The following is a 26,384-nucleotide window of genomic DNA, read 5'->3' as shown; positions in this document are numbered from 1 at the left end:
TTTATTCACCTGCTTTCTGTGTTTCTTCTCCAGCATTTTCTGCAGCGCTTTCTCCCTGGGCTGCATTTTCATTCTGTCCATTGTCACTGTCTATAAGAACTTCCTGTCCATCTACCAGCTCATTGCTCCAGGTTGTGATGACCTGGTCGCCTGCAGTCAGTCCGGACTTAACCTCCATGGTCTGTGCATCATAAATACCGGCTTCTATCATAACCTTCTTTGCAGCGCCATTGTCATAGCAGTATACAAATGCCTTTCCATTATCATAGTTTACAGCATCTACAGGAACGGTCAGTACATCTTTTACCTGATCCATAACCACAGTCAGTTTTACTTTGGTTCCGCTTGTAAGGCTTTCTGCATTGTTTACAAATGCCTTTGCGTCATACAGGCCGGTTGCGGAGTTTACCATACTGCCGATTTCTGTTACATTACCTTCGTAATCAGTACCGTTCTTTTCAACCTGGACCGGATCATTTACCTTCATATTGCGAAGGATCTTTTCTGTAACACCAAATTTAACCTGAAGCTGGTCACCACCGGAGATTACGCAGATCTTGGTGTCTGTTCCAATATGATCATGTGGTTCTACATTTCTGGACTCGATCACACCACTGATCGGTGCTGTTACTGTAGTGTATTCTACCTGCAGGTCATACTGGTTCTTTGCAGACTCGTATGCCAGCTGGGCGCTGGTTGCAGAAGACTGTGCCTGATCAAACTGCTGCTGTGAAATATAGCCAGATGCATACAGAGGCTGGATACGTGCCAGTTCTCTTGCTGCATTGTCTGCTGCTACAGAAGCGGACTGCATCTGAAGCTGTAAAGCAGTCAGTGCGTCAGAGTCGATCTTACAAAGCACCTGACCAGCTTCTACCTGATCACCAGCCTGGAAGTTTACCTCCAGAAGTTCTCCGCCGATCTTTGGCTGTACAACTGCCTTGGAGATTGGTTCAATCGTACCGGTCAGATCGGTATACAGAGTGATATCTCCTGTTTTTGGATTTTCAACAGCTACGGTTGGACGGGTTTCATATTCTTCTTCTTTTTTGTTGCCACCGGCAATACGGACAACAATACCCGCTGCTACCAAAAGAACTACCGCTCCCGCGATGAGTCTTTTTACATTTTTTTTCATTTTCCTGTGCCTTCCTTTCTTTTTCTCAAACTTTCGGATCACTCTCTGATCCCTTTGTCTAATATTGTCAGCTGGTGCCATGCAGCCTCCTTTAACTCTGCCAAAGGAGCATAGTGCTCTACATAGCGCATGGAAAGCTGGACCATAGCCAGCAGTCCCATATCAACAGCATATGCCAGTTTTTCCGGTGTCAGTCCCGGATATCTGCTCTGGTCCATATGACCATAACATTCTTCTATGACCTGACGCCACTTGGGACTTGCCTTAAACTGTAAAGCCCCCATCTTGCTTTTCCTTGTGAAATCCTCTTCTTCCATGACCCGTTTATAGACTTTCCATACTTCTCTGGAAATGTCATTTTCCAGTGCCTGACTCATCCAAAGCTTCATGCTTTCATAATAGCTTCCGTCTGACACTCTAAACGCTTCTGTCAGTTTGCGTAATATCACATCTACCCAGGACTCTGCAATACAACCTAACAGATCTTCTTTATCTTCAAAATACAGATAAAAGCTGGCTCTGGATATACCCGCTTTCTGGATCAGATTGCTGATGCGGATCTCTGAATAAGGGATATTCATAAACTCCCTGCACATGGCTGTGAGGATCGTCTGCTTCTTACTTTCCGTAAGATTTATGAACTTTTGTGTTGGCATCCTGCTTCATCTCCTGTTCTTCCCCAGGCTGCTGTCCCAAATGCACACTTTCATGTGCCAAAGGAGACCGGGGAAATTTTGCCTTCTCTCAGTCACAATTAATCATTATATGGATTTTTGTTTAAAGAGCAATAGACAAAATAAAACCGAATGCACAGTTTTTGTACATTCGGCTATTAAGTGTACTAATTTGTTAATTTATTATCATTTATTTTGATACATTTTATCAATTACGGAAGCGGTTTGCGCTTCGCTCTAAAGCCCGTTCCAATCCACCGCCAAAAAGATAATTGGCCCGCATCAGGATATCTGACAGTGACTTTTTATCTGCATTTTCCCTGCTTAACCATTCATGCATAATTTCTCCAACTGCATGCTGGCACATAGCACAGATCATCTCTCTGTCTTCCGGCTCTGAATCAATACCTTCTCCCACTCGGTCAATCACATAACGGAAAAAACGGCTGGAACCGTCATCTAATATCTTGTGTACTTCCTCACTTTTTGCGGAACGGAGAATATTTTCAAATATGGTCCTGTGGTTTTCCAGGAATTCTACTGCCTTTTCACAAATATGATCCTGGTCTTTTTCATTTTCCTGCTGAAGAAATTTGAATATTTCTTCCAGGGAATAATCTATATATGCCTTAAAAACCTGATAAATGTCCTGGTAATGATAATAGAAGGTATTACGTGAAATGCCGCACTGGTCTGTAATGTCTTTTACCGTTATCTTCTCTAAGGGTTTCACAGACAACAGATTTTCAAATACCCTCATGATCACAAGTTTCGTAAATGCCGCCATGTCCTGCCGCTCCTTTTGTGTCCAAAGTGTGAACCTGAACTTTTATTATACGTTAGAGCGGCGGATATGGCAATAGACAAATTTTGGATTTTTGTCATATTGGTAACGCAAAACACCCCGCCTGACGGCGGGGTGCTGCTGCAGAATTGGTGTTACACATCCGCCAACAGGCGGAACTCTTTCCATATTTAATGCAGATTGGTGTATCCCATCAGACTGCGGTCTACCTGACCGGCTACTTCTCTTCCCTCTCTGATCGCCCATACAACCAGTGACTGGCCTCTGTGCATATCTCCGGCTACAAAGACTTTGTCTACATTGGTCTTGTAGCTTCCTGCTTCTGTGGCTACATTGGTTCTTGCATTGCGCTCTACTCCAAAAGCATCGGCCACATAATCCTGGCATCCTAAGAAACCGGCTGCGATCAGTACCAGATCTGCAGGCACTTCTTTTTCACTGCCTTCTACCGGCACCATCATGGTACGGCCTGTTTCCGGATTTTTCTGCGGTGTAAGACTGACTAAGATCACCTTGCAAAGCTTTCCTTCCCCGTCTTTTACAAACTCCTTTACAGTAGTCTGGTAAATACGTGGATCAGAGCCAAATACGCTGATGGCCTCCTCCTGACCGTAGTCCGTCTTTAGGATCCGTGGCCACTCCGGCCATGTATTATTCTCAGTTCTCTTTACAGGTGGCTTTGGCATCATCTCCAACTGGGTCACAGAAGCGCAGCCCTGACGGATGGAAGTTCCCACACAGTCATTTCCTGTATCACCGCCGCCGATGACAATTACATGTTTGTCTTTGGCAGAGATATAATTTCCATCCTCTAAATTGGAGTCTAAAAGGCTCTTTGTATTTGCCTTCAGATAATCCACTGCAAAATAGATACCAGCAGCATCTCTTCCAGGAACATCAATATTTCTTGGATTAGAAGCGCCGCATGCCAGGATAATGCTGTCAAAATCACGAAGGATCTTGGCTGCCTTATAATTTCTTCCCACATCTGCATTGGTAATAAAGATAACTCCTTCTTCCTTCATTACATTGACTTTACGGTCGATGACCCATTTCTCCAGCTTCATATTTGGGATGCCATACATTAACAGGCCACCTACACGGTCACTGCGCTCAAATACAGTTACGCTGTGTCCTCTTTTATTTAACTGGTCTGCTGCTGCCAGTCCGGAAGGTCCGGAACCGATCACGGCCACTTTCTTACCGGTACGCACTGTAGGTGGTTTTACCTTTGCATAGCCTTCTTCGTATGCCTTTTCAATAATAGCGTGCTCATTTTCCTTAATAGATACCGGATCGCCATTTAAACCGCAGGTACATACAGCTTCACAGGGTGCAGGGCATACTCTGGAGGTAAACTCCGGAAAACAGTTGGTCTTTTTCAAGCGGTTAAATGCCTGCTGCCAGTTTCCTGTGTATACAAGGTCATTCCACTCCGGGATCAGGTTATTTAAAGGACAGCCGCTTACCATGCCGCACATCATCATGCCGGACTGGCAGAAGGGAACGCCGCAGTCCATGCAGCGTGCGCCCTGTAATTTCTGTTCCTCTTCACTTAACGGAATGTGGAATTCATTCCAGTTTTTAATGCGCTCCTTTGGTGGAAGCGCCTTTCCATTTTCACGTTCATACTCTAAGAATCCTGTAATCTTTCCCATTTTTCAGCGCCTCCTTAACCTCTGATGTTTGCATAAAATGCTTCGATCTGTGCCTGCTCACTGTTTAAGCCTTTTTCTTCCATCTGCACAATGGCATTCATCATGCGGCGGTAGTCGTGAGGCACGATCTTCTTAAACTTAGGCAGATACTCGCTGAAATGGTCTAAGATACGTTTGCCCTTTTCAGAGTTGGTGTATGCTACATGTTCCTGGATCAGGCCTTTCAGCTCTAATACATCATATTTATTGGAGACATCTTCAAAGGAAACCAGTTCCTTATTTAAACGCTTATAAAAACTACGGTCTTCATCTAATACATAGGCAATACCGCCGCTCATACCAGCTGCAAAGTTCTTTCCGGTAGGTCCAAGGACTACTACACAGCCACCGGTCATATATTCGCAGCCGTGATCGCCGGTTCCTTCTACTACTGCAGTAGCACCGGAGTTGCGGACACAGAAACGTTCACCGGCAATTCCGTTGATAAATGCCTTGCCGCTGGTAGCACCGTAAAGTGCAACGTTTCCTATTATAATGTTGTCCTCTGCCTTAAACTGAACACCCTGAGGAGGATATACGATCAGCTTGCCGCCGGATAAGCCTTTTCCAAAGTAGTCATTGGAGTCGCCGGTCAGTTCCAGAGTCAGGCCCTTAGGGATAAATGCGCCAAAGCTCTGGCCGCCGCTGCCGTTGCAGCTGATGGTAAAGGTATCTTCCGGCAGACCATCCGGGTACTTTCTGGTGATCTCAGAACCGAAAATGGTACCTAAAGTACGGTTTACATTGCTTACATCTAACTGGATGCTCTTCTTCTGTCCATTATTTAAAGCACTCTTTAACTTCTTTAATAAAATGCTTTCATCTACTGTCTCATCTAATTTAAAGTCATAGACCTCTTTTGCATTATAACCAGCCAGTTTTACGCCCTCATATGGGTTGTCCAGGATACGGCTTAAGTCTACTTCTTTTGCACGGCTGTATTCAATATCATCTTTTCTCTTTAACAGGTCTGTACGTCCTACCAGCTCATCTACTGTACGTACACCCAGTTTTGCCATATATTCACGCAGCTCTTCTGCAATGAACTTCATAAAGTTTACAACATACTCCGGTTTGCCCTTGAAACGCTTGCGAAGTTCCGGATTTTGGGTTGCAATACCCATTGGACATGTATCCAGGTTGCACACACGCATCATAACGCAGCCCATAGTTACAAGAGGAGCTGTTGCAAAACCAAATTCCTCTGCACCTAACATACAGGCAATGGCAACGTCACGGCCGGTCATTAACTTACCATCTGTTTCCAGTACCACTCTGTCACGCAGTCCGTTCATGATCAGGGACTGATGTGCCTCTGCAACACCAAGCTCCCATGGAAGACCTGCATTGTAGATAGAGTTTCTTGGAGCCGCACCTGTACCACCGTCATAGGAGGAGATCAGGATAACCTGTGCGCCTGCCTTTGCAACACCTGCTGCAACAGTACCAACACCAGCCTCAGAAACCAGTTTTACAGAGATCCTTGCTCTTGTATTCGAGTTCTTTAAGTCATAGATCAGCTGTGCCAGGTCCTCGATGGAATAAATATCGTGATGCGGTGGCGGGGAGATCAGGCTTACACCTGTAGTTGAATGTCTGGTCTTTGCGATCCATGGATATACTTTCTTTCCAGGAAGCTGTCCGCCTTCACCAGGCTTTGCGCCCTGTGCCATCTTGATCTGGATCTCCTGGGCGCTTACCAGATAGCGGCTGGTAACACCGAAACGACCGGAAGCTACCTGCTTGATAGCAGAACAGCGGTTATTGTCAGCAGGACCGGGAACCAGACGCTCCAGGCTCTCACCACCTTCACCGGTATTTGACTTACCGTGGATCCGGTTCATGGCAATAGCCAGTGTCTCATGGGCTTCCTGTGAAATGGAACCATAAGACATAGCGCCTGTCTTAAAGCGGCGAACAATGGAGTCTACACTTTCTACCTGCTCAATGGGGATACCGCCATCTTCCGGATAATTAAAGTCCATCAGATTTCTCAGATGATAGGTCTTTCCTTCATTATCCAGTGTATCTGTATACTGCTTGAAAATGCTGTAATCGCCTCTTCTGGTTGCTTCCTGAAGGAGATGGATAGTAAGAGGATTGTATAAATGCTCTTCCTGTCCTGAACGTGACTTATGGCTTCCTACACTGTCCAAAGTCAGGTCTACATCCAGTCCTAACGGGTCAAAAGCTGCAGAATGAAGCACATCCACATCATTTTCAATATCCTTTAATGTAACACCGCCAACACGGCTTACAGTATCCGTAAAATACTTATCCACTACTTCCTTTGAAATACCAATTGCTTCAAAGATCTGGGATCCCTGATAAGACTGGATGGTGGAAATACCCATCTTGGATGCGATCTTTACAATGCCGTGAAGCACTGCCAGATCGTAGTCTTTTACTGCTGCATAATAATCTTTGTTTAACATACCAGTCTCAATGAGATAATGGATGGACTCATGAGCCAGATACGGGTTGATAGCACAGGCGCCGTAACCTAACAAAGTTGCAAAATGATGAACCTCTCTTGGCTCGCCGCTCTCTAAGATCAACGCTACACTTGTACGCTTCTTGGTGCGTACCAGATACTGCTGAAGGGCAGAAACAGCCAGTAAGGATGGGATCGGCACATGGTTTTCATCAATATCACGGTCAGAAAGGATAATGATATTGGCACCGTCTTTATGTGCACGGTCTACTTCCAGGAACAGACGGTCAATGGCCTTTTCAAGGGAAGTGTTCTTATAATAAGTGATGGGGATCACTTCTACCTTAAAACCAGGTTTTTTCATGTTTTTGATCTTTAACAGATCGGTTTCTGTAAGGATCGGATTTTCTACACGGAGGATCTTGCAGTTTTCCGGTGTCTCCTCCAGGATATTGCCCTCTTCACCTACATATACAGTAGTGGAAGTAACGATCTCCTCACGGATGGCATCGATCGGCGGGTTGGTAACCTGTGCAAATAACTGCTTAAAGTAGTTAAATAATGGCTGATGCTTCTTGGAAAGCACTGCTAACGGAGAGTCAACACCCATAGCTGAAACAGCTTCTGCACCGTTTAATGCCATTGGAAGGATCATGGTGCGGTACTGCTCGTAAGTATAGCCATAAGTCTTCTGTAAGCGGAGACGCTCTTCTTTTGTAAGTGTAGGAGCTGCCTGGTTCGGTACTTTCAGATCATCTAATTCTACCAGGTTGGAGTCCAGCCATTCGCCATATGGATTTTTCTCTGCATAGCGCAGCTTTAATTCCTCATCGCTTACCATTTTTCCTTCTACTGTATCTACCAGAAGCATTTTTCCAGGACGAAGGCGGTCTTTTTTAATAACCTTTGTCTGGTCAATATCAATGGCACCAACCTCGGAAGAAAGGATCATATAGCCGTCATCTGTAATATAGTAACGGGATGGACGCAGGCCATTTCGGTCAAGGATTGCACCTACCACATCACCATCTGTAAACAGGATGGATGCAGGTCCGTCCCACGGCTCCATCATAGTTGCATAGTAGCGGTAGAAGTCCTTGATCTCGGAGTCCATGTATTTATCATGTTCCCATGGAGCAGGAATAGTTACCATAACAGCCAGCGGCAGGTCCATACCACTCATGACCATAAATTCCAGGGCATTGTCCAGCATGGCTGAGTCAGAACCTTCCTGATTAATAATAGGAAGGACTTTGTGCATATCGTACTTAAAATACTCAGACTCCATGTTCTCTTCACGGGCCAGCATCTTATCTACGTTGCCGCGGATGGTGTTGATCTCGCCGTTGTGAACGATAAAACGGTAAGGATGAGCTCTCATCCAGCTTGGATTGGTGTTGGTACTGAAACGGGAATGTACGATGGCAATGGCAGACTCATAATCCTTATCCTGAAGGTCCGCAAAGAACAGACGCAGCTCGCTTACCAGGAACATACCTTTGTATACAATGGTCCTGCTGCTTAAGGATACTACATAGGTATCTTCATTACTCTGTTCAAATACACGGCGGACTACATACAGCTTTCTGTCAAAGTCCAATCCTTTCTTTACGTTGGCAGGTTTTGCAACAAAGCCTTGGACAATGTAAGGCATAACGTCTACTGCTTTTTTGCCTAATACATCCGGTGTTGTAGGAACATCTCTCCATCCAAGGAAGGTAAGTCCCTCTTTCTTGACGATGATCTCAAACATCTTCATGGCCTGTTTTCTGGCAAGTTCATCCTGTGGGAAGAAGAACATACCAACGCCGTATTCTCTCTCACCGCCTAAGGTAATACCAGCCTGTGCTGCTGCTTTCTTAAAGAAACGGTGGGAGATCTGAAGCATGATACCGACACCGTCACCGGTCTTTCCCTCTGCGTCTTTACCTGCTCTGTGCTCTAAGTGTTCTACAATGTGGAGTGCCTGGTCAACTGTTTTATGTGTTTTGATGCCTTTGATATTGGCAACTGCACCGATACCGCAGTTATCATGCTCAAAACGAGGGTCATACAGTCCCGGCAGTTTCTGTTTGGGATCCATAGTGTTCTTCCTTTCTTTACGTGCCTCAGGAAATGGGATCTTCCTCTAAGCTTATGTCACAGGAAAGAACGATATGGGGGATGTTCTTTCACAGTTGGGGTAAGACGTATAAGCATCAGCACTTTTTTATTGAGCAGATAATACTACTATTTTTCTCATTTGTAAACAATTGATTTTCGTGATATTGTCAGATAATTAGATTATTTAATGTTGTTATTATTTTTGTTAGAATATTTTGAAGTGTTTTGCATTTATTATCTCTATTGTTCGTGTAAAATCAGCCCTTTGACACACTTTATTTTCTTAATTTTTCACTTTCTATTCTTAAGCGAAACGGAGGGGCATCATAATTGTTTACGGAAAGCAGACTGTGCACGTACAAATAAGAATGTGCCTTGGCACATTCTCGCGCCGAGCGCGGTCGCTTGCGACAAACTTCATCATCGCGCGAGTGCGCATCGTTGGCAGGTCGTGCCTTTTTGTGTACCAGGGAGTTCCAACGGAATTTCCTAGTACACAAAAAAGAGCCACACCTTACAAGGCATGACCCTTCTTCTTTTATTGCATTCCGGAGTAAAAATTACATCTCACCTAAGCCGCTTTCGATTGCCTGGCTGATGGTCTTCATAGCTTCTTCTTCATCCTCGCCATCGCAAACCAGAGTGATCTCTGTTCCGCACTTGATACCAGCTGCCATTACGTTTAATACGCTCTTTGCAACAATCTTCTTTTCACCGCAGATAATGGTGATATCGCTCTTAAACTTCATAGCTGTCTGGGATAAAACGCCTGCTGGTCTTAAATGTAAACCGGATGGATTAACTACTGTTAAATTCTTGCTGATCATAATTATACTCTCCTTATCGCATTTTTATACGCCGGTTCCCGGCTTTCCGCCGGACCTTATAAGTAAATTTTATTACATCTGAGTGGTGATGTCAAGTTAATACAGAGATAATATTGTTAAGCTTATAACAGTTATATCAGCTATCCTTCGCTGCCATTACTGCTCTTTCGACTGCTGTTCTCTAAGTTCAGCTTCCCGCTTTGAGAACACACACCCGCAGTAATTCTGCCTGTACAGATGATGTTGGGCAGACAGTTCTACAGACCGCTTGTATCCGTTCTTTTTCTTAAAATCAGACTTAAGATAAGGCACTCCGTATTCTTCTCCTAAGCGGATACCGATCTCATTTAACTTCTGTGCGTTCTTTAAAGGGCTGATGGAAAGTGTGGTGGTAAAATAATCAAAGCCGCCTGCTTTCGCTACAATTGCCCCTTCCCTAAGGCGCTGTTCGTAGCAGATAAAGCAGCGTTCTCCCCCTTCTTTGTCTTCCTCATGGCCTTTTACTGCCCTGTAAAACTCCTCCGGCAGATATTTTCCTTCCATGAACTGTACCGGATGAACAAAGTCCATTTCCCCGATCAGGCGCTTCTGCTCCCTTACACGGGCCTCGTATTCCTCTTTTAGGGAAATATTGGGGTTGTAATATAATAACGTGATCTTAAAGTATTTAGAAAGGTATTCCAACACATAGCTGCTGCAGGGCGCACAGCAGCTGTGAAGGAGAAGCATCGGCACCTTTCCCTCTTTTGTAAGCTGTTCTATGGTCTGATCCAGTACCCTCTGGTAATTTTCTTTCTGCTGCTGTGCTGCCATCTATGGCCTCCTGTGTTCTATCGCTTGTTCGCCTGATGGCGAAGCTGTAGTTTTCATTCCCTTAAAATCCAGTAAAAAAGGACCGCTCCTTAAAGCCGCCCTTTTTAAGTGTTCTATTTCACTGTGCCCAATTTCACTCAGGTTCACGCGCTGCTGCGCTCCACTGCCTGCTGACGCAGCCGCTTGTTTTGCCATGCATGTCGAAAACGCGCCAGTGACGCGTTCGAAGGCTTCCTTCGCTCATTATATCCTACAGGAAATCACGGATTCTCTTGCTTCTTACCGGATTGCGAAGCTTGCGCAGTGCCTTTGCCTCGATCTGACGGATACGCTCTCTGGTTACGTTAAATTCTTTTCCAACTTCTTCCAGTGTCCTTGGATGTCCGTCTTCCAGACCAAAACGAAGCACGATGACCTGACGCTCTCTCTCTTTCAGATCTCCTAAAAGTGCGTCAATGTGCTCTCTTAACATAACAGACTCTACATTTCCCTCCGGAGTCACTACATTGCTGTCAGCAACGAAATCTCCCAGGTTGGAGTCATCTTCCTCACCAATTGGTGTTTCAAGGGAAGCTGGTTCTCTGGCGATCTGCATGATCTCCATAACCTTATCTTCTGTCATATCAAGTGCTTCTGCCAGCTCTGCAACAGAAGGCTCATAGCCCAGTTCCAGTGTCAGCTTACGCTGCATCTTTGACATCTTGTTGATGGTCTCTACCATATGCACCGGTACACGGATGGTTCTTGCCTGATCTGCCAGTGCTCTTGTTACGGACTGACGGATCCACCATGTTGCATATGTACTTAACTTATAACCTTTTGTATAATCAAACTTTTCAACGCCTTTGATCAGTCCTAAGTTTCCTTCCTGAACCAGATCCAGGAAACTCATTCCACGACCTGTATAACGCTTTGCAATGCTGACTACCAGACGCAGGTTCGCCTCGATCAGTCTTTCCTTGGCAGCTTCATCCCCATCTGCCTTGCGCTGTGCAAGCTCCAGTTCTTCGTCTGCTGTAAGAAGAGGTACAGTACCGATCTCTTTCAGATACATACGGACCGGATCTTCCGTTCCAATACCCTCTAAAAGATCTACTGCGTCAAGATCGATATCCTCATCTTCCGCATCTTTCATAAAGCTGTCGTCATCTAAGTCAAGATCAAGCCCGATATCATCCAGAGCAGGATCTGCATTCAACATTGCTTCGTCCAGTACGGGAACTACATCGATATTACGGTTCTCCAGGTAACTGTAAATCTGATCCATCTGCTCCGGAGAAAGGTTATCTCCGACAAAAAAATCGTTGATCTCGCCTGCATCCACAGTATTATGCTTGGATTTTGCATGCGCAACCAGCTTTTCCAGCTTTTTTAAAAAATCGTCCTTTTCCAATGATAAACGTCCTTTCGCTTAAAGGTAAACGTGGATACTCCCACAACTTATCATTATATACCAGTTTTTTATTTTTTTCAACATCAATCGACAACTTTTTTTAAAGTGACTGAACTGTTACATTTTATATGGAAGAAGGAAAGGGATCCTCTCTCTCAGGTTTTCAATTGTAACCTCTGTCCTTGCGCCTCCGTATTCCCCATCCAGTACCCAGTCTACGCTTTCTTCTGACGTAAAATGAATAGCGGAAGCCTTAAATTTATAGACATATTCGTTTGGCTCTTCCACCAGGAACATATAAGAAATAATGTTGCTTAGATCTAACGGAGTCTTTGGCATCCGGATCAGCAGGACCTCAAAAACACCGTCATTTAAGGATACGGACTGATTTACCAGCCCTTTAAAGCCGCCTACGCTTCTTGTATTAGTCACCATTCCGAATACAAAATCCTCTTCTAAAACATGATCGTCCCACTCTACCCGCATGTGATAAGGCTTGATGGAAGCCAGACTCTTTACGCTTTCGATCATATACGCCTGATGCCCTAACAGATTTTTCCGGTCCTGGGGCGTCTGGTAAGATACCTCCGTAAATGCGCCAAATGCCGCAATATAAATAAAACTGCGGTCGCCACAAAACATTCCTGCATCCACCGGTACCGGGAAACCATTTACGATCTCCCGGGCTGCTTTTTCCATATTTTTGGAAATTTTTAAACTGGAGGCAAAATCATTGGTAGATCCGGCAGGAATATAGCCTAAAGAAGGGGTCTTTTTCAGCTGTAACATTCCTGATATAGTTTCATTTAAAGTACCGTCTCCACCGCTGCAGACGATCACATCTACATTTTTTCCAAGGTGCTCCACTGTCTTTCTTGCATCTAACTGGCACTGGGTCACATGTACATGAATATCGTACCCGGCTTTTGAAAAAATATCCAGAATTCGCAGCAAATGACTTTTGATCTGCTCCTTCCCGGAACGTGGATTAAAAAGAAACAGCATTTTTTTCATCCTGCATCCCTCGCTTTCATTGTGTCCATTCTTTCTGTATTTTATCCAAGTAGTCTTACGTAAGCTCCAAAAGCAGACGGAACGGAATACTCTTCCTTTAACGCTGCCCTGTCAACCATAAAAAAATGCGTGTTTTCTAAAAGTTCCCCTGGTTCTTTTTCATTTTCCCAGGCGATCTTTACTCTGTACCCCACCATATCCCACTGTACATGGGAAAAGATATGTTTTGCTGTCCCCAAAGGTTCCACTGTAATGCCGGTGGTTTTCTCCTCCTGTTTCCCATCACCTTCCCAGATCCAGCTTTTTATCTGCTCTGCTGCTTCCTCTTTTGTCAGATGCCCTTCTATATTGGGAAGTTCATAAAGGGAAGCCAGAAGGCCCTTCGGCGGCCGTTTGTGGATAGCTACTTTTTCATTCCATTCTACTAAAAAGACCGTTTTTTCTTCCATTCTTTTAGGCTTGGGAACCGATTTTACAGGTATCTCCTTCCACAGTCCCTTTTTCTTTGTAATACATAAAGACTCCAATGGACATTCCCTGCATTTTGGCTCTCCTCCCGGAATACACACCAGGGCACCGATCTCGATCAGTCCCTGATTATAGCTGCTGGCTGCATCTTTTGGCATAACAGCCGCTATTTCCTGTTCCATGGCAGTTTTTACAGACGCCTTTTTTATATCAGAATAGTCACCCTGTAATCTTGAGATCACACGGAGCACATTTCCATCCACTGCCGGATTGGGAACCCCGTAGGCAATGGAAGAGATTGCCCCGGCTGTGTAGCTGCCAATTCCTGGAAGTGTTAAAAGTTCTTCCTTAGAAGATGGAATGCAGCCGTCAAACTGATCCATGATCTGAATGGCCGCTGCTTTTAAATTTCTGGCCCGGTTATAGTAACCAAGGCCTTCCCACATTTTCATTAAATGATCATCCTGCGCCTCTGCCAAAGATGCCACATCGGGAAATGCTGCCATAAACCGTTCAAAATAAGGCTTTACAGCCTCTACTCTGGTCTGCTGGAGCATGATCTCTGATATCCATACTTTATAAGGCTTCGGATCCTCTCTCCAGGGCAGGATACGGGCTCTGGAATGATACCATGAAAGCAGCGGTTTTTCCACTGCCTGTAAGCGTTCTTTCCTGCTTAAAGGTTCATCCTCCCGTTCCAGGATCTGCAGATCATCATAAAAATGCAGACTGCCCCCATACTGTTTTTCCTTACACATATCCGTAGATCCCTCTTACAGATACTTCCCCTGAAAGAACATGAACGACTTCCCCATTCTCCTTTTCTACTAAAAGGCAGCCTTCTTCATCGATCCCAAGGGCTTTTCCCCGATATTCACCCTTTGGATCTAAAACGCAGACTGTCTTTTCCATATTGACTAACATTTCATCGTATGCAGAAAGAAGTCCTGACATATCACAAGTCTTTTCAAATATCTCATAATATTCTTCAAAACTTTCTGCTACTGCACAGATCACATCACTGCGTTTTACGCTTCTTCCCAGTTCCAGTTTCAGGGAAGTTGCCTTGTCCCGGATCTCTTCCGGAAATTCCGTTGCATTTACATTGATACCGATCCCGGGCACTACATAGCGGATGGCATCTTCCTCTGTGCTCATTTCTGTTAAAATACCACAGATCTTCTTTCCATTTACTACTGCGTCATTAGGCCATTTGATCATGGCACTTAAGCCCGTGGCTTTCTGTACCCCTTTTACCACTGCCATTCCCGCTACCAGCGTCAGCATAGACGCCTGGGATGGGGTAAATGTAGGACGCAGGACGAAACTCATATAAATATCTGTTCCATGAGGGGAATTCCACACTCTTCCCCTGCGGCCCTTTCCTGCTGTCTGGCAGTCTGCCACTGCAAGAAAGCCGTGGGAAGCACCTTTTTCTGCTGCATCCCTTGCCCGGTTGTTGGTGGAATCTGTTTCATAATAATATTCCAGCTCTTTTCCAAGCCACTTTGTATCAAGGACCGAATGAAGCTCTGCCACTGTAAGCACATCTGCTTCCTCCACAAGGCGGTAGCCTTTGTTGCGCACTGCCTCGATCACATAGCCCTGTTCTTCCAGCTGCCGGATGGCTTTCCATACAGCAGTCCTGGAAACTCCCAGGCTTTCACAAAGTTCCTGTCCTGATACATAATCTTTTTCTTTTTTTAATATCTTTAAAATCTCCGCTTTCATTCTCTTTCTGATCCTGTTCTTTAAAATCGCTGAAAATCGTCTAAAACCATAAACTGAGAGCGCTTAACACGCCAAGAAGCCCAAGGCCTGCACAGAGTACCATCTGAAACGCCCCCATGCGGAAACGTTTCTTGTCCCTGCCACAAGTCTTAAGCTCGAAGACTCCGTTTATTCCATTTAACAAAGCTGCCAGTAAAAATACCAGAGGGAAAAGCATTTCATTTCCCTCCGGATTAATAATAGACAGCACTGCAAATATTACGATCGCGATTCCCAGGATCAAGTGCGCCACATCTAAAAACACACCGGCGCGACGCTCATTTCTTCCTCTCTGGCCCTGCATATCTCAATCTCCTGTTTTCCAGGATGCTTCTTTCGGCTTTTTGCGCCCTATTGCTCAGATCATTCGCTTAAAGTAGCTAACATAACTGCCTTGATGGTATGCATCCTGTTCTCAGCCTCATCAAATACAACAGACTGGCTGGATTCAAATACTTCATCTGTTACTTCCAGTTCTGATACACCAAAACGTTCTCCCATTTCCTTGCCGATTTTGGTCTTTAAGTCATGGAAGGATGGCAGGCAGTGAAGGAAAATAGCCTGAGGACCAGCTGCATCCATTACTTCTTTTGTTACCTTGTAAGGAGTCAGGTCTTTAATTCTCTCGGTCCATACTTCATCTGGCTCACCCATGGATACCCATACGTCTGTATCAACAACATCAGCTCCCTTAACAGCCTCTGCCACATCCTCAGTAAGAGTAATGGTAGCGCCGCTGATGGCTGCAAATTCCTGGCATTCTTTTACTAATGCTTCATCTGGGAAATACTTCTTTGGTGCGCAGGCAACAAAGTGCATACCCATCTTTGCGCAGGCGATCATCAGGGAGTTACCCATATTATAACGCGCATCGCCCATATACACAAGCTTAACTCCCTTAAGGTGTCCTAAATGCTCTCTGATGGTTAAAAGATCTGCTAACATCTGGGTTGGATGATCTTCGTTGGTCAGACCGTTCCATACAGGTACGCCTGCATATTTAGCCAGTTCTTCTACGATTTCCTGGCCAAAACCTCTGTATTCGATTCCCTCATACATACGGCCTAATACTCTTGCTGTATCAGCGATGCTCTCTTTCTTTCCTATCTGGGAACCTGATGGATCCAGATAGGTAGAACCCATTCCAAGGTCATGTGCAGCTACTTCAAAGGCACATCTTGTTCTGGTACTGGTCTTTTCAAAGATCAGAGCTACATTTTTTCCCTTTAAGGTATCTACTAAAATGCCTTTTTTCTTTTTTTCCTTTAATTCTGCTGCAAGGTCAAGCAGGTATGTGATCTCTTCTTCTGTATAATCTTTCAGTGTTAAAAAATTTCTTCCCTTTAAATTCATAATCGTTTCCTCTTTTGAAATATTTTAAAAATTTATATTTATGCAACTTTTATGCATAATATACCACTTGTGTTTTTACCTGTCAAGAAAAATCCGCTTTCTTTTTCTCTGTATGATAAGAAGCAGTTCCTGGGGTGTGTATATTTTAAAGCGGCTGATCTTATACTGCCTTGCCAGATGCTCCAGCAAACTTAAATATAATTCCCTGTAATCCCAGTCCTCTTTTAAGTGTAATGCCTTTGCCAGCTTGGGAAACCACTCCTCTGTATATCTGCGGCAGGAAGCCATCTGGGCTGTAAAAAGTTCTGTTTCTGAAAGCTGCGGCCAGATATCTGCCAACAGTTCCGGCGCCTCTGCCAAAAGCCTGTTAAAATAGTAGATCTCGCTTTCCGGGGCATCCAGATAAAAAGCTCTTCCTTCCAGTCCATAAAGCATCCGTTTGGCATCAAAATAACCAAGGACCATGTTTTTCCTTGCCCGTCTTCTGTCAAATTCCAAAAGACCGCCCAAGTCCTGTCTGGGGGCTACGTGATAAAGATGCACATCATCCGGTACTTTCAGGCGGCGCTCCGTATCAACACCATATCCATAGATGCGAAATACCAGGATGTCCTTGTATCCCTTTTCTATTAAAACATCAATAGGAACATTATTCACCCCACCGCCGTCCATATAATATTTGCCGCCCAGCTTTTCCCGACGAAAGCCGATGAGATACGCACTTGCCATCAGCATATCTGCGATCTCGCCATCCGGCACTTCTTTTACATTGACTACCATGGGCTTTCTGTCACTTAAGGAGTAAGTAACTACATACAGCTCTTTTTCAGAGTTTCGTATTTTTTCCTCATCAACCACTTCTTCAATGAGGCTGCGCAGGGGTGCAATATCAAAACCTCTGTCCTTTAATACCTTTTTAGCAGCAGGGATCAGTTCTGACAGCCCCAGGGCCGCAATATCCTTTAAACCGGAGGTCTTTAACTGTTCCACCAGTTCATCATCTACATCCATAACTCTGGAATAGCGGATGGTCTCCCATATTCTTTCCGCCTTTTCAAAGTCATCCATGGCTATAAGAGCGCCATTTAAGGCTCCTACAGAAGTTCCTGCGATCCCTTTTACATGGATCCCCGCTTCTTTTAACGCTTTCCATGCACCGATCTGGTAAGCCCCCTTGGCGCCACCGCCTTCCAGTACAAGACCATATTCCTTATTTGTATCCAGCTTCAGCTCCATGTCCGCCCACCTTCTTTTTTGTTTTTGCAGGAAAATCTCCTGTTTTTAAGTTTTTCAAAAAATTTCCCAGAAACGCCAACGGCCTTATAAGCAGAAATGCTGCCAGGGAAGCCAGGACAAACATAAGAAGCTGTTCCTCTATCTGTCTTCCCAAAGCAGCCAGAACAAAGGCAGCTACTGCCCCGCAAGCAAACCACAAAGACACCAGGCACCGGCAGATACATTCTGCACCTAAAAAGAAGAGAAATGCAAGAAACCAGCCACAAATACCTGTCATTTTCCTGCACTCCCTTCTTTAAGATGTACTCTATGAATTCCGTCTCTGTCTTGCGGCCTCAAACATTAAAACAGAAGAAGCCACTGCTGCGTTTAAAGACTCTACCTGGCCTGCCATCGGGATCTTGATGTAGGTATCGGCAACAGCCGCCATCTCATCGGTCAGCCCCTTGGCTTCATTTCCGATCAGGAACCCTGTATCCTTAGTATAGTCTTCCTGGTCATAATTATGCATGCCTTTTAAATGAGCTGCATACAGACTGATCCCTGCTTTTTTCATCTGCTCACAGGCTTCTTTCAGATCAGAGGCATACACAAATGGTACACGCAGCACAGATCCCATAGTAGAACGGATCACCTTTGGATTGTAGATATCCGCTGTATCGCTGCTCATGACCACACCGGTAATACCTGCGCCTTCTCCAGCGCGGATAATGGTACCCAGATTTCCCGGATCCTGGATATTTTCCAGGATCATTAAAAGTTTCTGTGTCTTTGTCTTCTTTAAGATATCTTCCAGGGTACACTTTTTCTGCTTTGCAACTGCTAAAACGCCCTGCGGGGTCTTTGTATCTGCCATATAATGCATTACTTCATCTGTAACAAACTCAAACTTAAAGCCCCGCAGCCATTTTTTATTTTCTTCCTGTTTTCCAAAGTTTTCTGTAATATATAAGATCTCCACATCATCCGGCTTATATTCCCGGCACATGCGCAGTCCTTCCGCTACATATAAGCCTTCTTCCCTGCGGGCTTTGGCCTTATCCCTCAGGTTGATGACCCGTTTTACCTGCTTATTGGAGGTACTGTTTATCATATTATCTTTCTCCTTTTTCTATCATCTCCAGCTCTTTTAACCACAGACGGCTGCAGGCATCACTTGGCATACGCAGATCACCTCTTGGGGAAACAGCTACAGAACCTACCTTTGGGCCATCCGGCAGACAGGAACGCTTAAACTGCTGTGCAAAAAATCTGCGGTAAAATGTTTTCAGCCACTTTAAAATCGTCTCTCTGTCATAACTTCCCTCAAATGCCTGAAGCGCCAGACGGAAGATCTTTGCAGGGCTGTAGCCAAAACGGAGTACATAATACAGATAGAAATCATGTAACTCGTAAGGACCTACCAGGTCCTCTGTTTTCTGGGAAATTTTTCCATCTTCCGGAGGCAGAAGTTCCGGGCTTACCGGTGTATCAAGGACATCTAAAAGCACATCGGAAAGTTCCTTTTCGCCGCAGGTATCTGCATAATAACGTACCAGATGGCGGACTAATGTTTTCGGCACAGATGCATTGACACCGTACATGGACATATGATCGCCGTTGTAGGTTGCCCAGCCAAGAGCCAGCTCAGACATATCACCGGTACCGATGACCATACCGCCTACCTCGTTTGCAATATCCATTAAGATCTGGGTACGCTCCCTTGCCTGTCCGTTTTCGTAAGTTACGTCGTGCTTTTCAATATCATGGTTAATATCCTTAAAATGGCCGGTAACCGCATCACGGATATTGATCTCAGTTAAAGATGCTCCTGTTTTCTTTGCCATGGTACATGCATTGGTATAAGTACGGTCTGTTGTTCCGAAACATGGCATAGTGATGCAGTGGATATTCTCTCTTGGGATCTGCAGCATATCAAAAGCACGTACTGTTACAAGAAGTGCCAGTGTGGAGTCCAGACCGCCGGAAAGACCGATCACTGCATGTTTGCAGTTTGTATGTGCCAGACGCTTTTTCAGTCCCATTGCCTGGATCGAAAGGATCTCTTCGCAGCGGCGCTCTCTCTGGCCTGCATCATGAGGCACAAATGGAGCCGGATCAATATAACGGAGAAGTTCGTCCCTCTTCTGTCCTGCTTTTTTACTGTCTTTCTTTGCACTGTCTTCTGTATTTAATTCAAAATATACGGTTTCGTAGGATGCGGATCTGTTTTCCTCATCCCTGAAAGTAGTCATACGGCGGCGCTCGCTGATGATCCTTCCAAGATCCAGGTCTGCACAGATGCAGGCATTTTTAAACCGGTCAGACTGTACCAGACAGGTGCCGTTTTCCGCAATGATATTCTGTCCGCCAAATACCAGATCCTGGGATGACTCCCCTTCTCCTGCATTTGCATAAATATAACCGCACACCAGCCTTGCAGACTGTCCGCAGATCAGGTTATAACGATACTGGTCCTTTCCTGTCGTTTCATCACTGGCAGAGCAGTTGGCGATCACTGTTGCACCTGCCAAAGCATGGGAAATACTTGGCGGGCATGGTACCCATACATCCTCGCAAAGTTCTGCTGCCAGCACTAGTTCCGGCATGGTGCGGCAGGCAAACAGCAGGTTCATGCCCATAGGTACCTGAACGCCTTCCCAGTCTGTCATCTCCACTTTTTCCATTCCCGGATTAAAATGGCGCAGTTCGTAAAATTCAGAATAATTTGGCAGATGTTTTTTAGGAACGATACCTAAGATACGGCCTCTGTTTAACACAGCTGCCACATTGTAAAGTTTTCCTTTATGCATCCAGGGCATTCCTACAAAAAGGATCATGTCCTTGCTTTTAGATGCCTGTAAAATGCGCTTTAATTCTTTTTTAGCTTCTCTTAACAGAGACTCCTGTAAAAATAAATCAGAACAGGTATACGCTGTTAAACACAGCTCCGGAAACGCCATAACCTTTACACCTCTGGCGCTTCCCTGTTCCATTAATTCTATGATCTGTTCGCTGTTATACTGCGGGTCTGCCACATGGATGTCTGGCGTTGCCGCTGCTACCCTTATAAATCCGTCTTTCATTGTGTCCTCCGTGTATTCCTTCGTTACCGGGTCACTCACGGATCCCGCACTGACGTGCTCTACTGCCTGCTGCCGCAGGCGATCCGTTCGTTAATGGCGCAAGAAAAGCAAATGCTGCATTGTGCAGCGCTTGCTTTTCTTTTGCGCTCATTATAGCACAATTCTCCACAAAAACATAGTCGCTGGCGCTGCCAGCACAAATTCTTCTTGACTATTTGTTCAATCTGCTGTATACTCAGAGTGTTCAGAACGCCTGTTCTGTACATTTTATAAAGCCCTGCACCACTACTACCACACTTGCCAGGGCTTTATTTTTTTGCCTTAAACGCCTGTTTCACCTGCTTTTGCAGTTATTTTGGGTCCAAAAAAGGACGCCTACTCCATAGGCGCCCTGTAAAAATGTCCAACAAACTGTTCTGTTTTCAACACATTGATGATCACATGCTCATCTGCCTCCTGCATCACATGAACGGCATCTGCTATTTCATAAGAGGAGATCACCGTATTTAAAAGATACATCTTTCTTCCGCTGTATCCCCCTACTGCTTCCACACAGGAAATACCATGGCGAAAATGTTTGATATAAAGCGCTACCACTTCCGGTCCCTTTTCTGTTGTTGCCTGAAGTGTCACCAGATCGTAGCGGTGGTGGAAAGCTGAGATCATATGCGTGGATATAAACTGGAAAATAATGGAATATCCCGCAAATTTCCATCCAAAGATCACACCGTATACACAGTACATTAAGGCATTTCCAAAGAATACATAACTCCAGATGGACTTTCCTGTTTTATTGGATACATACAGCGCGATAAAGTCCGTACCACCGGTAGATGCATTGCCCCTCAGTGCGATCACAATGGATGTACCATAGATCACGCCCCCGAAGATCACATTTAAGATCTCATCTGTAAAAATAGGCTGAAATGAAAATATCTGCAAAAATATACTTCCAAATACGACCTGAAGCAGTGACACCACTGTAAACCGGACACTGATCCCACGACAGCACATAAGAGCTACCGGGATATTTAAAAGGATCATTGTCACCTGCATGGGAATAGTCAGTCCTTTTAAGCTTCCCACACGTTCGATCAGCATGGCCGCACCGGAAAAACCACCGGAAATGATCTCTGCCGGTCTTACAAACACCTGGATGGCCCAGGCCTGGATAAAAGCAGAGAGAAGCACTGCAGCCATAGTGATCACCAGGCGTATTTTCTTATCTTTTTGCAGAAGTTTTATCTGTTCAAGTATCGTTTTCAAACTGCTTGTTTTTCCCATATTATCCCGTCCTCCCGCCACTCTGTTTGTATTTCTCACAGATACAAGAAGAGCTGCCCTTCCCCCACAGAAGGCAGCTCTTAGTCACGATCAAAAACCGTCACACTATAAAATATTGCTGGCATCCCCATACCAAACAAAAACCTGTAAGGCACTCCTTTGTGCTGCTTACGAATGTTACTATAGCATCGTTTCACAGTTTTGTCAATCTTTTTGTGCATTTTAGCAAATACCTTTTATTTTTTTAGGTATTATCCTATAAAATTCGTCGGTTTTTGTCGATTTTTGTTTTGTTCCCCACTGGCAGATGTAACATATCCCTTAAAGACCTTACATAGTTTTCTGACTTCCGGATATACTACTCTACAAGTCTGACAATTACGGAAATGTTTGTGTGTTATTTCACATAATTGCCAAGTTATTCACATTTTGTCTTTGTATGGCAGACATTTGTCCTTTTGTGGTTTTGTCAGCAGAAAGGAGTTTTCCATGTATTTTACGGACCAGCTGGAAGAAAATATGACCTGGCTGAACCAGGCCCTTCATGTGGATAAAAATTTTGACGTTGTCTACCGCGTCCTTACTATTGCAGATAAAAAAGCCTGCTTATACTTTATTGACGGTTTTACAAAAGATGACTCTCTCTTAAAAATATTACAGGGCTTTTCTTCCATCAAGACTGACGATATGCCGGAAGATGCCCACAGCTTTTCTAAAAAATATTTGCCCTATGGTGAGATCGGTCTTTTATCTGACAGCCGTGAAATGATCATACAGCTGCTTTCTGGTGTTTCCTGTCTTTTTATTGACGGCTACAACAAGTGTCTTACCATCGACTGCCGTACTTATCCCGCCAGAGGAGTCAGTGAACCGGAAAAAGACAAGGTCATGCGTGGTTCCAGGGATGGTTTTGTAGAAACGCTGGTATTTAATACAGCTCTCATCCGCCGCAGGATCCGGGACCCCAAGCTGACCATGGAGATCCTTACTACAGGAGAAAGCTCCCACACAGATATTGCCATGTGTTATATGGAAGGCCGGGCAGATAAAAAACTGATCGAGAAGATCAAAAAGAGGATACAGAATGTAAAAGTAGATGCCCTTTCCATGAACCAGGAAAGTCTGGCAGAGTGTATTTTTCCGGGAAAATGGTTTAATCCGTTTCCCAAATTTAAGTTTTCGGAACGGCCGGATACCTCTGCAGCCTCTATTTTAGAGGGAAATATCGTGATCCTGGTGGACAATTCTCCTTCTGCCATGATCCTGCCCTCTTCTGTATTTGATATTATTGAAGAAGCAGACGATTATTACTTTCCGCCGGTTACAGGTACCTATCTGCGTTTAAGCCGCATGCTGATCTCCCTGCTCTCCATGCTCCTGACACCTACCTGGCTGATGCTGATGCAAAATACGGAGCTGATCCCCCACTGGCTCCGGTTTATCCGGCTTTCTGACCCCTGTAATATTCCTCTCATCTGGCAGCTTCTCATCCTTGAATTTGCCATCGACGGTCTGCGCCTGGCAGCGGTAAACACCCCAAATATGCTTACCACTCCCCTCAGCGTTATCGCAGGTATCGTGCTGGGAGAATATGCGGTAGAGTCCGGGTGGTTCAACTCCGAAACCATGCTGTATATGGCCTTTGTCACCATTGCCAACTATTCCCAGGCCAGCTTTGAACTTGGCTACGCCATGAAATTTATGCGCATCATCATACTGATCTGCACTGCCATTTTCAATATCTGGGGCTTTGTGATCGGCATTATCTTCTCTTTCTGCGCCATCATCTTTAACAGGACCATTGCAGGAAAAAGTTATATTTACCCTCTGATCCCATTTCACTTAAATGAGTTAAAGAAGCGGTTCCTGCGCGGGCGGCTGCCTCACAAGCTGGAAGAGGATGAAAACTAACCGCCTAAAAACAGCACTGCACCCAAAGGCAATCTCCGGACGTATCACCGGTATTTCTCAAAACAACAGGTCCCGCCACCAGGCAGGACCCTTTATCTCTACTCTTTATGAAAATCAACTGTATTCAGGAAACGCTCAAAAGCCTCTCTTCCCTGCGGTGTGCACTTATAAACACCGGCATCTTCCAGAACTTTGGCAAATACCTGACCCACTTCTTCTTTTAAGATATCTTCCGCATTGTCTTTTGTGATCTCAATGCCTTTTTCTTTGTATACAGGCAGGAAGCTGTCCACCCAGTCCGCATGTTTTTCAATATCCGGATTGCTGCGGATATCTTTGCCTTCTACTATGTACTCCGCCAGTTCGGCCAGTTCTTTTTTCAGTCTGGATGGCAGCACTGCCAGTCCCATTACTTCGATCAGACCGATATTTTCTTTCTTAATGTGGTGCAGTTCCTGATGTGGATGGTAAACGCCCAGTGGGAACTCTTCTGTAGTAATGTTATTTCGCAGCACCAGATCCAGCTCATACATATCCCCGTTCTTTCTTGCGATCGGGGTAATGGTGTTATGAGGTTCTCCCTCTGTTTCTGCATACACGAAAGCTGCCTCATCCGTATAGCCTCTCCATGCTTTTAACACCTTATCCCCCAGATCGATCAGAGAGTCGCAGGACTTAGAACGCAGACGCAGCACAGACATTGGCCAGTAAACAATACCTGCTTCTACATCCTCGTATCCTTCTGCCTTATAATACTTCTCGATGGGTGCTTTTGCCATTGCAAAGGTATAATGGCCGCCCTGGAAATGGTCATGGCTTAAAATAGATCCGCCTACAATAGGAAGATCTGCATTGGATCCCAGGAAATAATGCGGAAACTGGCTGATAAAATCAAACAGCTTTCTGAATGTAGCCCGCTCGATCTTCATTGGGATATGCTGGCCATTGAACACGATACAGTGCTCATTATAGTAAACATAAGGTGAATACTGAAATCCCCACTTGCTGTCATTAATGGTGATCGGTATGACACGATGGTTATTTCTTGCCGGATGGTTCACTCTGCCTGCATAACCGATATTTTCCATACAAAGCTGACACTTTGGATAACCGCTCTGCTTTGCCAGTTTCGCTGCTGCAATAGCCTTTGGATCTTTTTCCGGTTTGGATAAGTTGACTGTGATATCCAGTGTACCGTATTTGGTATCTGTGGTCCATTTCATATCCTTGCTTACACGGTATCTGCGGATATAGTCGGAATTCCGGCTCAGGTTGTAATAGTAATCGGTGGCAGTCTCCGGCGAAACCTGATATTTCTCCCAAAATGTTTTTGTTACTTCACTTGGCCTTGGCATCAGGCAGTTCATCAGTTTTGTATCAAACAGATCCCTGTATACAACACTGTTTTCCTGTAAAAGTCCTTTTTCGACTGCATAGTCAAGAAGTACCTTCAGGATCTTCTCCAGAGCTGCGCCTGTAAGTTCCCCATCTTTCTCCGGCTCTTCGTATTCATCCATTTTTAATACTTCCAGAATCTGATTTCTGGCATAAATGGCATCATCTTCTGTGATCAGGCCCTTCTCTAACCCGTAACGTACCAATTCTCTGATTGCTTCGTAAACCATCTGCGTATCCCCCTTTTTATTTGCAAATCCACCAGGCCGTTTAATGCTCTGCGGATAAATTTGCTGATATTTTCATTATAATCACAGGGGATACATAAAACAATGTCATTTTCTTTCGATGTTTATTGAATTTTTCCTGTATTTTATCCTGTCTGCAGCCTGTACACAGACATATCCCATCAGTGTTCCCAAGAGAATACCGCCTGCAATATCCGTCGGATAATGTACATAAAGATACATTCTTGAAAAACCGATCAATGCTGCCAGTAGAAGAGCCGGTACTGCCACTTTCCTTTTCTCCCTGAAACGCAAAACAGACGCTGCCGCAAAGGAAGCAGACGTATGTCCTGAGGGAAATGAATATCCACCTGGATTCGCAATAAGAAGCTGTACAGCCTGATTTACATCGCAGGGGCGTACCCTGGCAAATAAGGGCTTTAAAATGTGATTTCCGGTTATTTCCGTAAGAAGAAGGGCTGCTACACAAATAAAGCCTGTTTTCCGTTTTTCCGGGATCAAAAGAAAGACAAGTGCCATAAGACACCAGACAAATCCCTTATCTCCCAAACGGGTGATACATACAAAAAGAGTATCCAGAAGGGGACTATGAAGTTTCTGGATCCCGTCTAAGATCATAAAATCCATTCTCTAAAACCTCCTGTATCATGTCCATTACCTTCAGGATACTCTTTAAGTTTAAAAAAATAATCTTTTTTATTTAAATAATTTACTAAAACTTCCCACACCAAAACAGGGCTTCGCACCTTGAAAATT

21 protein-coding genes are annotated in these 26,384 nt (G+C 44.7%); 1 reads left to right on the top strand and 20 read right to left on the bottom strand.

The features are described from left to right. Position 1: 1 nt before the first annotated feature. From DW251_RS15320 to DW251_RS15230, 18 genes are all read right to left on the bottom strand, one after another. Positions 2–1,138 carry an efflux RND transporter periplasmic adaptor subunit gene (locus DW251_RS15320; RefSeq protein ID WP_118301650.1) on the bottom strand — a complete coding sequence of 379 codons (1,137 nt, stop codon included), beginning with the start codon at positions 1,136–1,138 and terminating at the stop codon, positions 2–4. A 38-nt stretch (positions 1,139–1,176) separates the two neighbouring features. After that, the gene (locus DW251_RS15315) at positions 1,177–1,794 is read right to left on the bottom strand and encodes a TetR/AcrR family transcriptional regulator (RefSeq protein WP_021871429.1); all 618 of its coding nucleotides are present in this window, start codon (positions 1,792–1,794) and stop codon (positions 1,177–1,179) included. Between the two features lie 226 nt (positions 1,795–2,020). Further along, entirely contained in the window at positions 2,021–2,599 is a 579-nt protein-coding gene (locus tag DW251_RS15310; RefSeq protein WP_021871428.1) for a TetR/AcrR family transcriptional regulator, read from the bottom strand. Between the two features lie 188 nt (positions 2,600–2,787). Continuing rightward, positions 2,788–4,275, bottom strand: coding sequence for a glutamate synthase subunit beta (locus tag DW251_RS15305; RefSeq protein ID WP_118301649.1), 1,488 nt, complete (start codon positions 4,273–4,275; stop codon positions 2,788–2,790). A 14-nt stretch (positions 4,276–4,289) separates the two neighbouring features. Next, positions 4,290–8,831 carry a glutamate synthase large subunit gene (gltB, locus tag DW251_RS15300; protein ID WP_118301648.1) on the bottom strand — a complete coding sequence of 1,514 codons (4,542 nt, stop codon included), beginning with the start codon at positions 8,829–8,831 and terminating at the stop codon, positions 4,290–4,292. A gap of 580 nt (positions 8,832–9,411) precedes the next feature. Next, entirely contained in the window at positions 9,412–9,678 is a 267-nt protein-coding gene (locus DW251_RS15295; RefSeq protein WP_021871425.1) for an HPr family phosphocarrier protein, read from the bottom strand. Between the two features lie 156 nt (positions 9,679–9,834). Continuing rightward, complete coding sequence (locus tag DW251_RS15290) at positions 9,835–10,491, bottom strand: epoxyqueuosine reductase QueH (RefSeq protein ID WP_118301647.1); 657 nt, start codon at positions 10,489–10,491, stop codon at positions 9,835–9,837. A 250-nt stretch (positions 10,492–10,741) separates the two neighbouring features. Beyond that, positions 10,742–11,884: an RNA polymerase sigma factor RpoD gene (gene rpoD / locus DW251_RS15280; RefSeq protein ID WP_021871423.1), complete on the bottom strand. Its 1,143-nt coding sequence runs from the start codon at positions 11,882–11,884 to the stop codon at positions 10,742–10,744. A gap of 117 nt (positions 11,885–12,001) precedes the next feature. Next, positions 12,002–12,898: a YegS/Rv2252/BmrU family lipid kinase gene (locus DW251_RS15275; RefSeq protein ID WP_118301645.1), complete on the bottom strand. Its 897-nt coding sequence runs from the start codon at positions 12,896–12,898 to the stop codon at positions 12,002–12,004. A 41-nt stretch (positions 12,899–12,939) separates the two neighbouring features. Further along, positions 12,940–14,124 (bottom strand): A/G-specific adenine glycosylase, encoded by a 1,185-nt coding sequence (mutY, locus tag DW251_RS15270; protein WP_118301644.1) that lies wholly within the window; start codon positions 14,122–14,124, stop codon positions 12,940–12,942. Next, entirely contained in the window at positions 14,117–15,097 is a 981-nt protein-coding gene (locus DW251_RS15265; protein ID WP_021871420.1) for a biotin--[acetyl-CoA-carboxylase] ligase, read from the bottom strand. The genes mutY and DW251_RS15265 overlap by 8 nt, the downstream gene beginning before the upstream one ends. A gap of 40 nt (positions 15,098–15,137) precedes the next feature. After that, positions 15,138–15,440 (bottom strand): DUF6637 family protein, encoded by a 303-nt coding sequence (locus DW251_RS15260; RefSeq protein WP_021871419.1) that lies wholly within the window; start codon positions 15,438–15,440, stop codon positions 15,138–15,140. Between the two features lie 59 nt (positions 15,441–15,499). Further along, a complete protein-coding gene (gene argF, locus DW251_RS15255) occupies positions 15,500–16,489 on the bottom strand; it encodes an ornithine carbamoyltransferase (RefSeq protein ID WP_118301643.1) in 990 nt (329 codons plus the stop codon). Positions 16,490–16,564: 75 nt separating this feature from the next. Further along, on the bottom strand, positions 16,565–17,725 hold the full coding sequence (locus DW251_RS15250; protein WP_118301642.1) for a patatin-like phospholipase family protein: 1,161 nt from the start codon (positions 17,723–17,725) through the stop codon (positions 16,565–16,567). Beyond that, a complete protein-coding gene (locus tag DW251_RS15245; RefSeq protein ID WP_021871416.1) occupies positions 17,700–18,002 on the bottom strand; it encodes a hypothetical protein in 303 nt (100 codons plus the stop codon). Before DW251_RS15245 ends, DW251_RS15250 begins: the two co-directional genes overlap by 26 nt. A 30-nt stretch (positions 18,003–18,032) precedes the next feature. Further along, positions 18,033–18,818: an RNA methyltransferase gene (locus tag DW251_RS15240; protein WP_021871415.1), complete on the bottom strand. Its 786-nt coding sequence runs from the start codon at positions 18,816–18,818 to the stop codon at positions 18,033–18,035. Between the two features lies 1 nt (position 18,819). Further along, positions 18,820–20,790 (bottom strand): NAD(+) synthase, encoded by a 1,971-nt coding sequence (locus DW251_RS15235; RefSeq protein WP_118301641.1) that lies wholly within the window; start codon positions 20,788–20,790, stop codon positions 18,820–18,822. Positions 20,791–21,165: 375 nt separating this feature from the next. Then, positions 21,166–22,074 carry a YitT family protein gene (locus tag DW251_RS15230; protein WP_118301640.1) on the bottom strand — a complete coding sequence of 303 codons (909 nt, stop codon included), beginning with the start codon at positions 22,072–22,074 and terminating at the stop codon, positions 21,166–21,168. A gap of 489 nt (positions 22,075–22,563) precedes the next feature. Here DW251_RS15230 and DW251_RS15225 point away from each other — a divergent pair, with 489 nt between their 5' ends. Next, on the top strand, positions 22,564–23,985 hold the full coding sequence (locus DW251_RS15225) for a spore germination protein (RefSeq protein WP_118301639.1): 1,422 nt from the start codon (positions 22,564–22,566) through the stop codon (positions 23,983–23,985). A gap of 98 nt (positions 23,986–24,083) precedes the next feature. On the opposite strand, the gene galT is transcribed toward DW251_RS15225, so the two are convergent. After that, on the bottom strand, positions 24,084–25,610 hold the full coding sequence (galT, locus tag DW251_RS15220; RefSeq protein ID WP_118301638.1) for a UDP-glucose--hexose-1-phosphate uridylyltransferase: 1,527 nt from the start codon (positions 25,608–25,610) through the stop codon (positions 24,084–24,086). A 105-nt stretch (positions 25,611–25,715) separates the two neighbouring features. After that, positions 25,716–26,255: a phosphatase PAP2 family protein gene (locus tag DW251_RS15215; RefSeq protein WP_118301637.1), complete on the bottom strand. Its 540-nt coding sequence runs from the start codon at positions 26,253–26,255 to the stop codon at positions 25,716–25,718. Positions 26,256–26,384: the final 129 nt, after the last annotated feature.

The sequence above is a fragment of the Clostridium sp. AM22-11AC genome (assembly GCF_003473545.1).
Classification (GTDB): Bacteria; Bacillota; Clostridia; order Lachnospirales; family Lachnospiraceae; genus Enterocloster.
The sequence above is the reverse complement of the archived record's forward strand: the minus strand, read 5'-3'. Positions and strand labels throughout refer to the sequence as shown.

Coding starts and splice junctions, on each gene's coding strand:
- DW251_RS15320 (WP_118301650.1), bottom strand. CDS start 1,138: ATGAAAAAAAATGTAAAAAGACTCATCGCGGGAGCGGTAGTTCTTTTG.
- DW251_RS15315 (WP_021871429.1), bottom strand. CDS start 1,794: ATGCCAACACAAAAGTTCATAAATCTTACGGAAAGTAAGAAGCAGACG.
- DW251_RS15310 (WP_021871428.1), bottom strand. CDS start 2,599: ATGGCGGCATTTACGAAACTTGTGATCATGAGGGTATTTGAAAATCTG.
- DW251_RS15305 (WP_118301649.1), bottom strand. CDS start 4,275: ATGGGAAAGATTACAGGATTCTTAGAGTATGAACGTGAAAATGGAAAG.
- gltB (WP_118301648.1), bottom strand. CDS start 8,831: ATGGATCCCAAACAGAAACTGCCGGGACTGTATGACCCTCGTTTTGAG.
- DW251_RS15295 (WP_021871425.1), bottom strand. CDS start 9,678: ATGATCAGCAAGAATTTAACAGTAGTTAATCCATCCGGTTTACATTTA.
- DW251_RS15290 (WP_118301647.1), bottom strand. CDS start 10,491: ATGGCAGCACAGCAGCAGAAAGAAAATTACCAGAGGGTACTGGATCAG.
- DW251_RS15275 (WP_118301645.1), bottom strand. CDS start 12,898: ATGAAAAAAATGCTGTTTCTTTTTAATCCACGTTCCGGGAAGGAGCAG.
- mutY (WP_118301644.1), bottom strand. CDS start 14,124: ATGTGTAAGGAAAAACAGTATGGGGGCAGTCTGCATTTTTATGATGAT.
- DW251_RS15265 (WP_021871420.1), bottom strand. CDS start 15,097: ATGAAAGCGGAGATTTTAAAGATATTAAAAAAAGAAAAAGATTATGTA.
- DW251_RS15260 (WP_021871419.1), bottom strand. CDS start 15,440: ATGCAGGGCCAGAGAGGAAGAAATGAGCGTCGCGCCGGTGTGTTTTTA.
- argF (WP_118301643.1), bottom strand. CDS start 16,489: ATGAATTTAAAGGGAAGAAATTTTTTAACACTGAAAGATTATACAGAA.
- DW251_RS15250 (WP_118301642.1), bottom strand. CDS start 17,725: ATGGAGCTGAAGCTGGATACAAATAAGGAATATGGTCTTGTACTGGAA.
- DW251_RS15245 (WP_021871416.1), bottom strand. CDS start 18,002: ATGACAGGTATTTGTGGCTGGTTTCTTGCATTTCTCTTCTTTTTAGGT.
- DW251_RS15240 (WP_021871415.1), bottom strand. CDS start 18,818: ATGATAAACAGTACCTCCAATAAGCAGGTAAAACGGGTCATCAACCTG.
- DW251_RS15235 (WP_118301641.1), bottom strand. CDS start 20,790: ATGAAAGACGGATTTATAAGGGTAGCAGCGGCAACGCCAGACATCCAT.
- DW251_RS15230 (WP_118301640.1), bottom strand. CDS start 22,074: ATGGGAAAAACAAGCAGTTTGAAAACGATACTTGAACAGATAAAACTT.
- DW251_RS15225 (WP_118301639.1), top strand. CDS start 22,564: ATGTATTTTACGGACCAGCTGGAAGAAAATATGACCTGGCTGAACCAG.
- galT (WP_118301638.1), bottom strand. CDS start 25,610: ATGGTTTACGAAGCAATCAGAGAATTGGTACGTTACGGGTTAGAGAAG.
- DW251_RS15215 (WP_118301637.1), bottom strand. CDS start 26,255: ATGGATTTTATGATCTTAGACGGGATCCAGAAACTTCATAGTCCCCTT.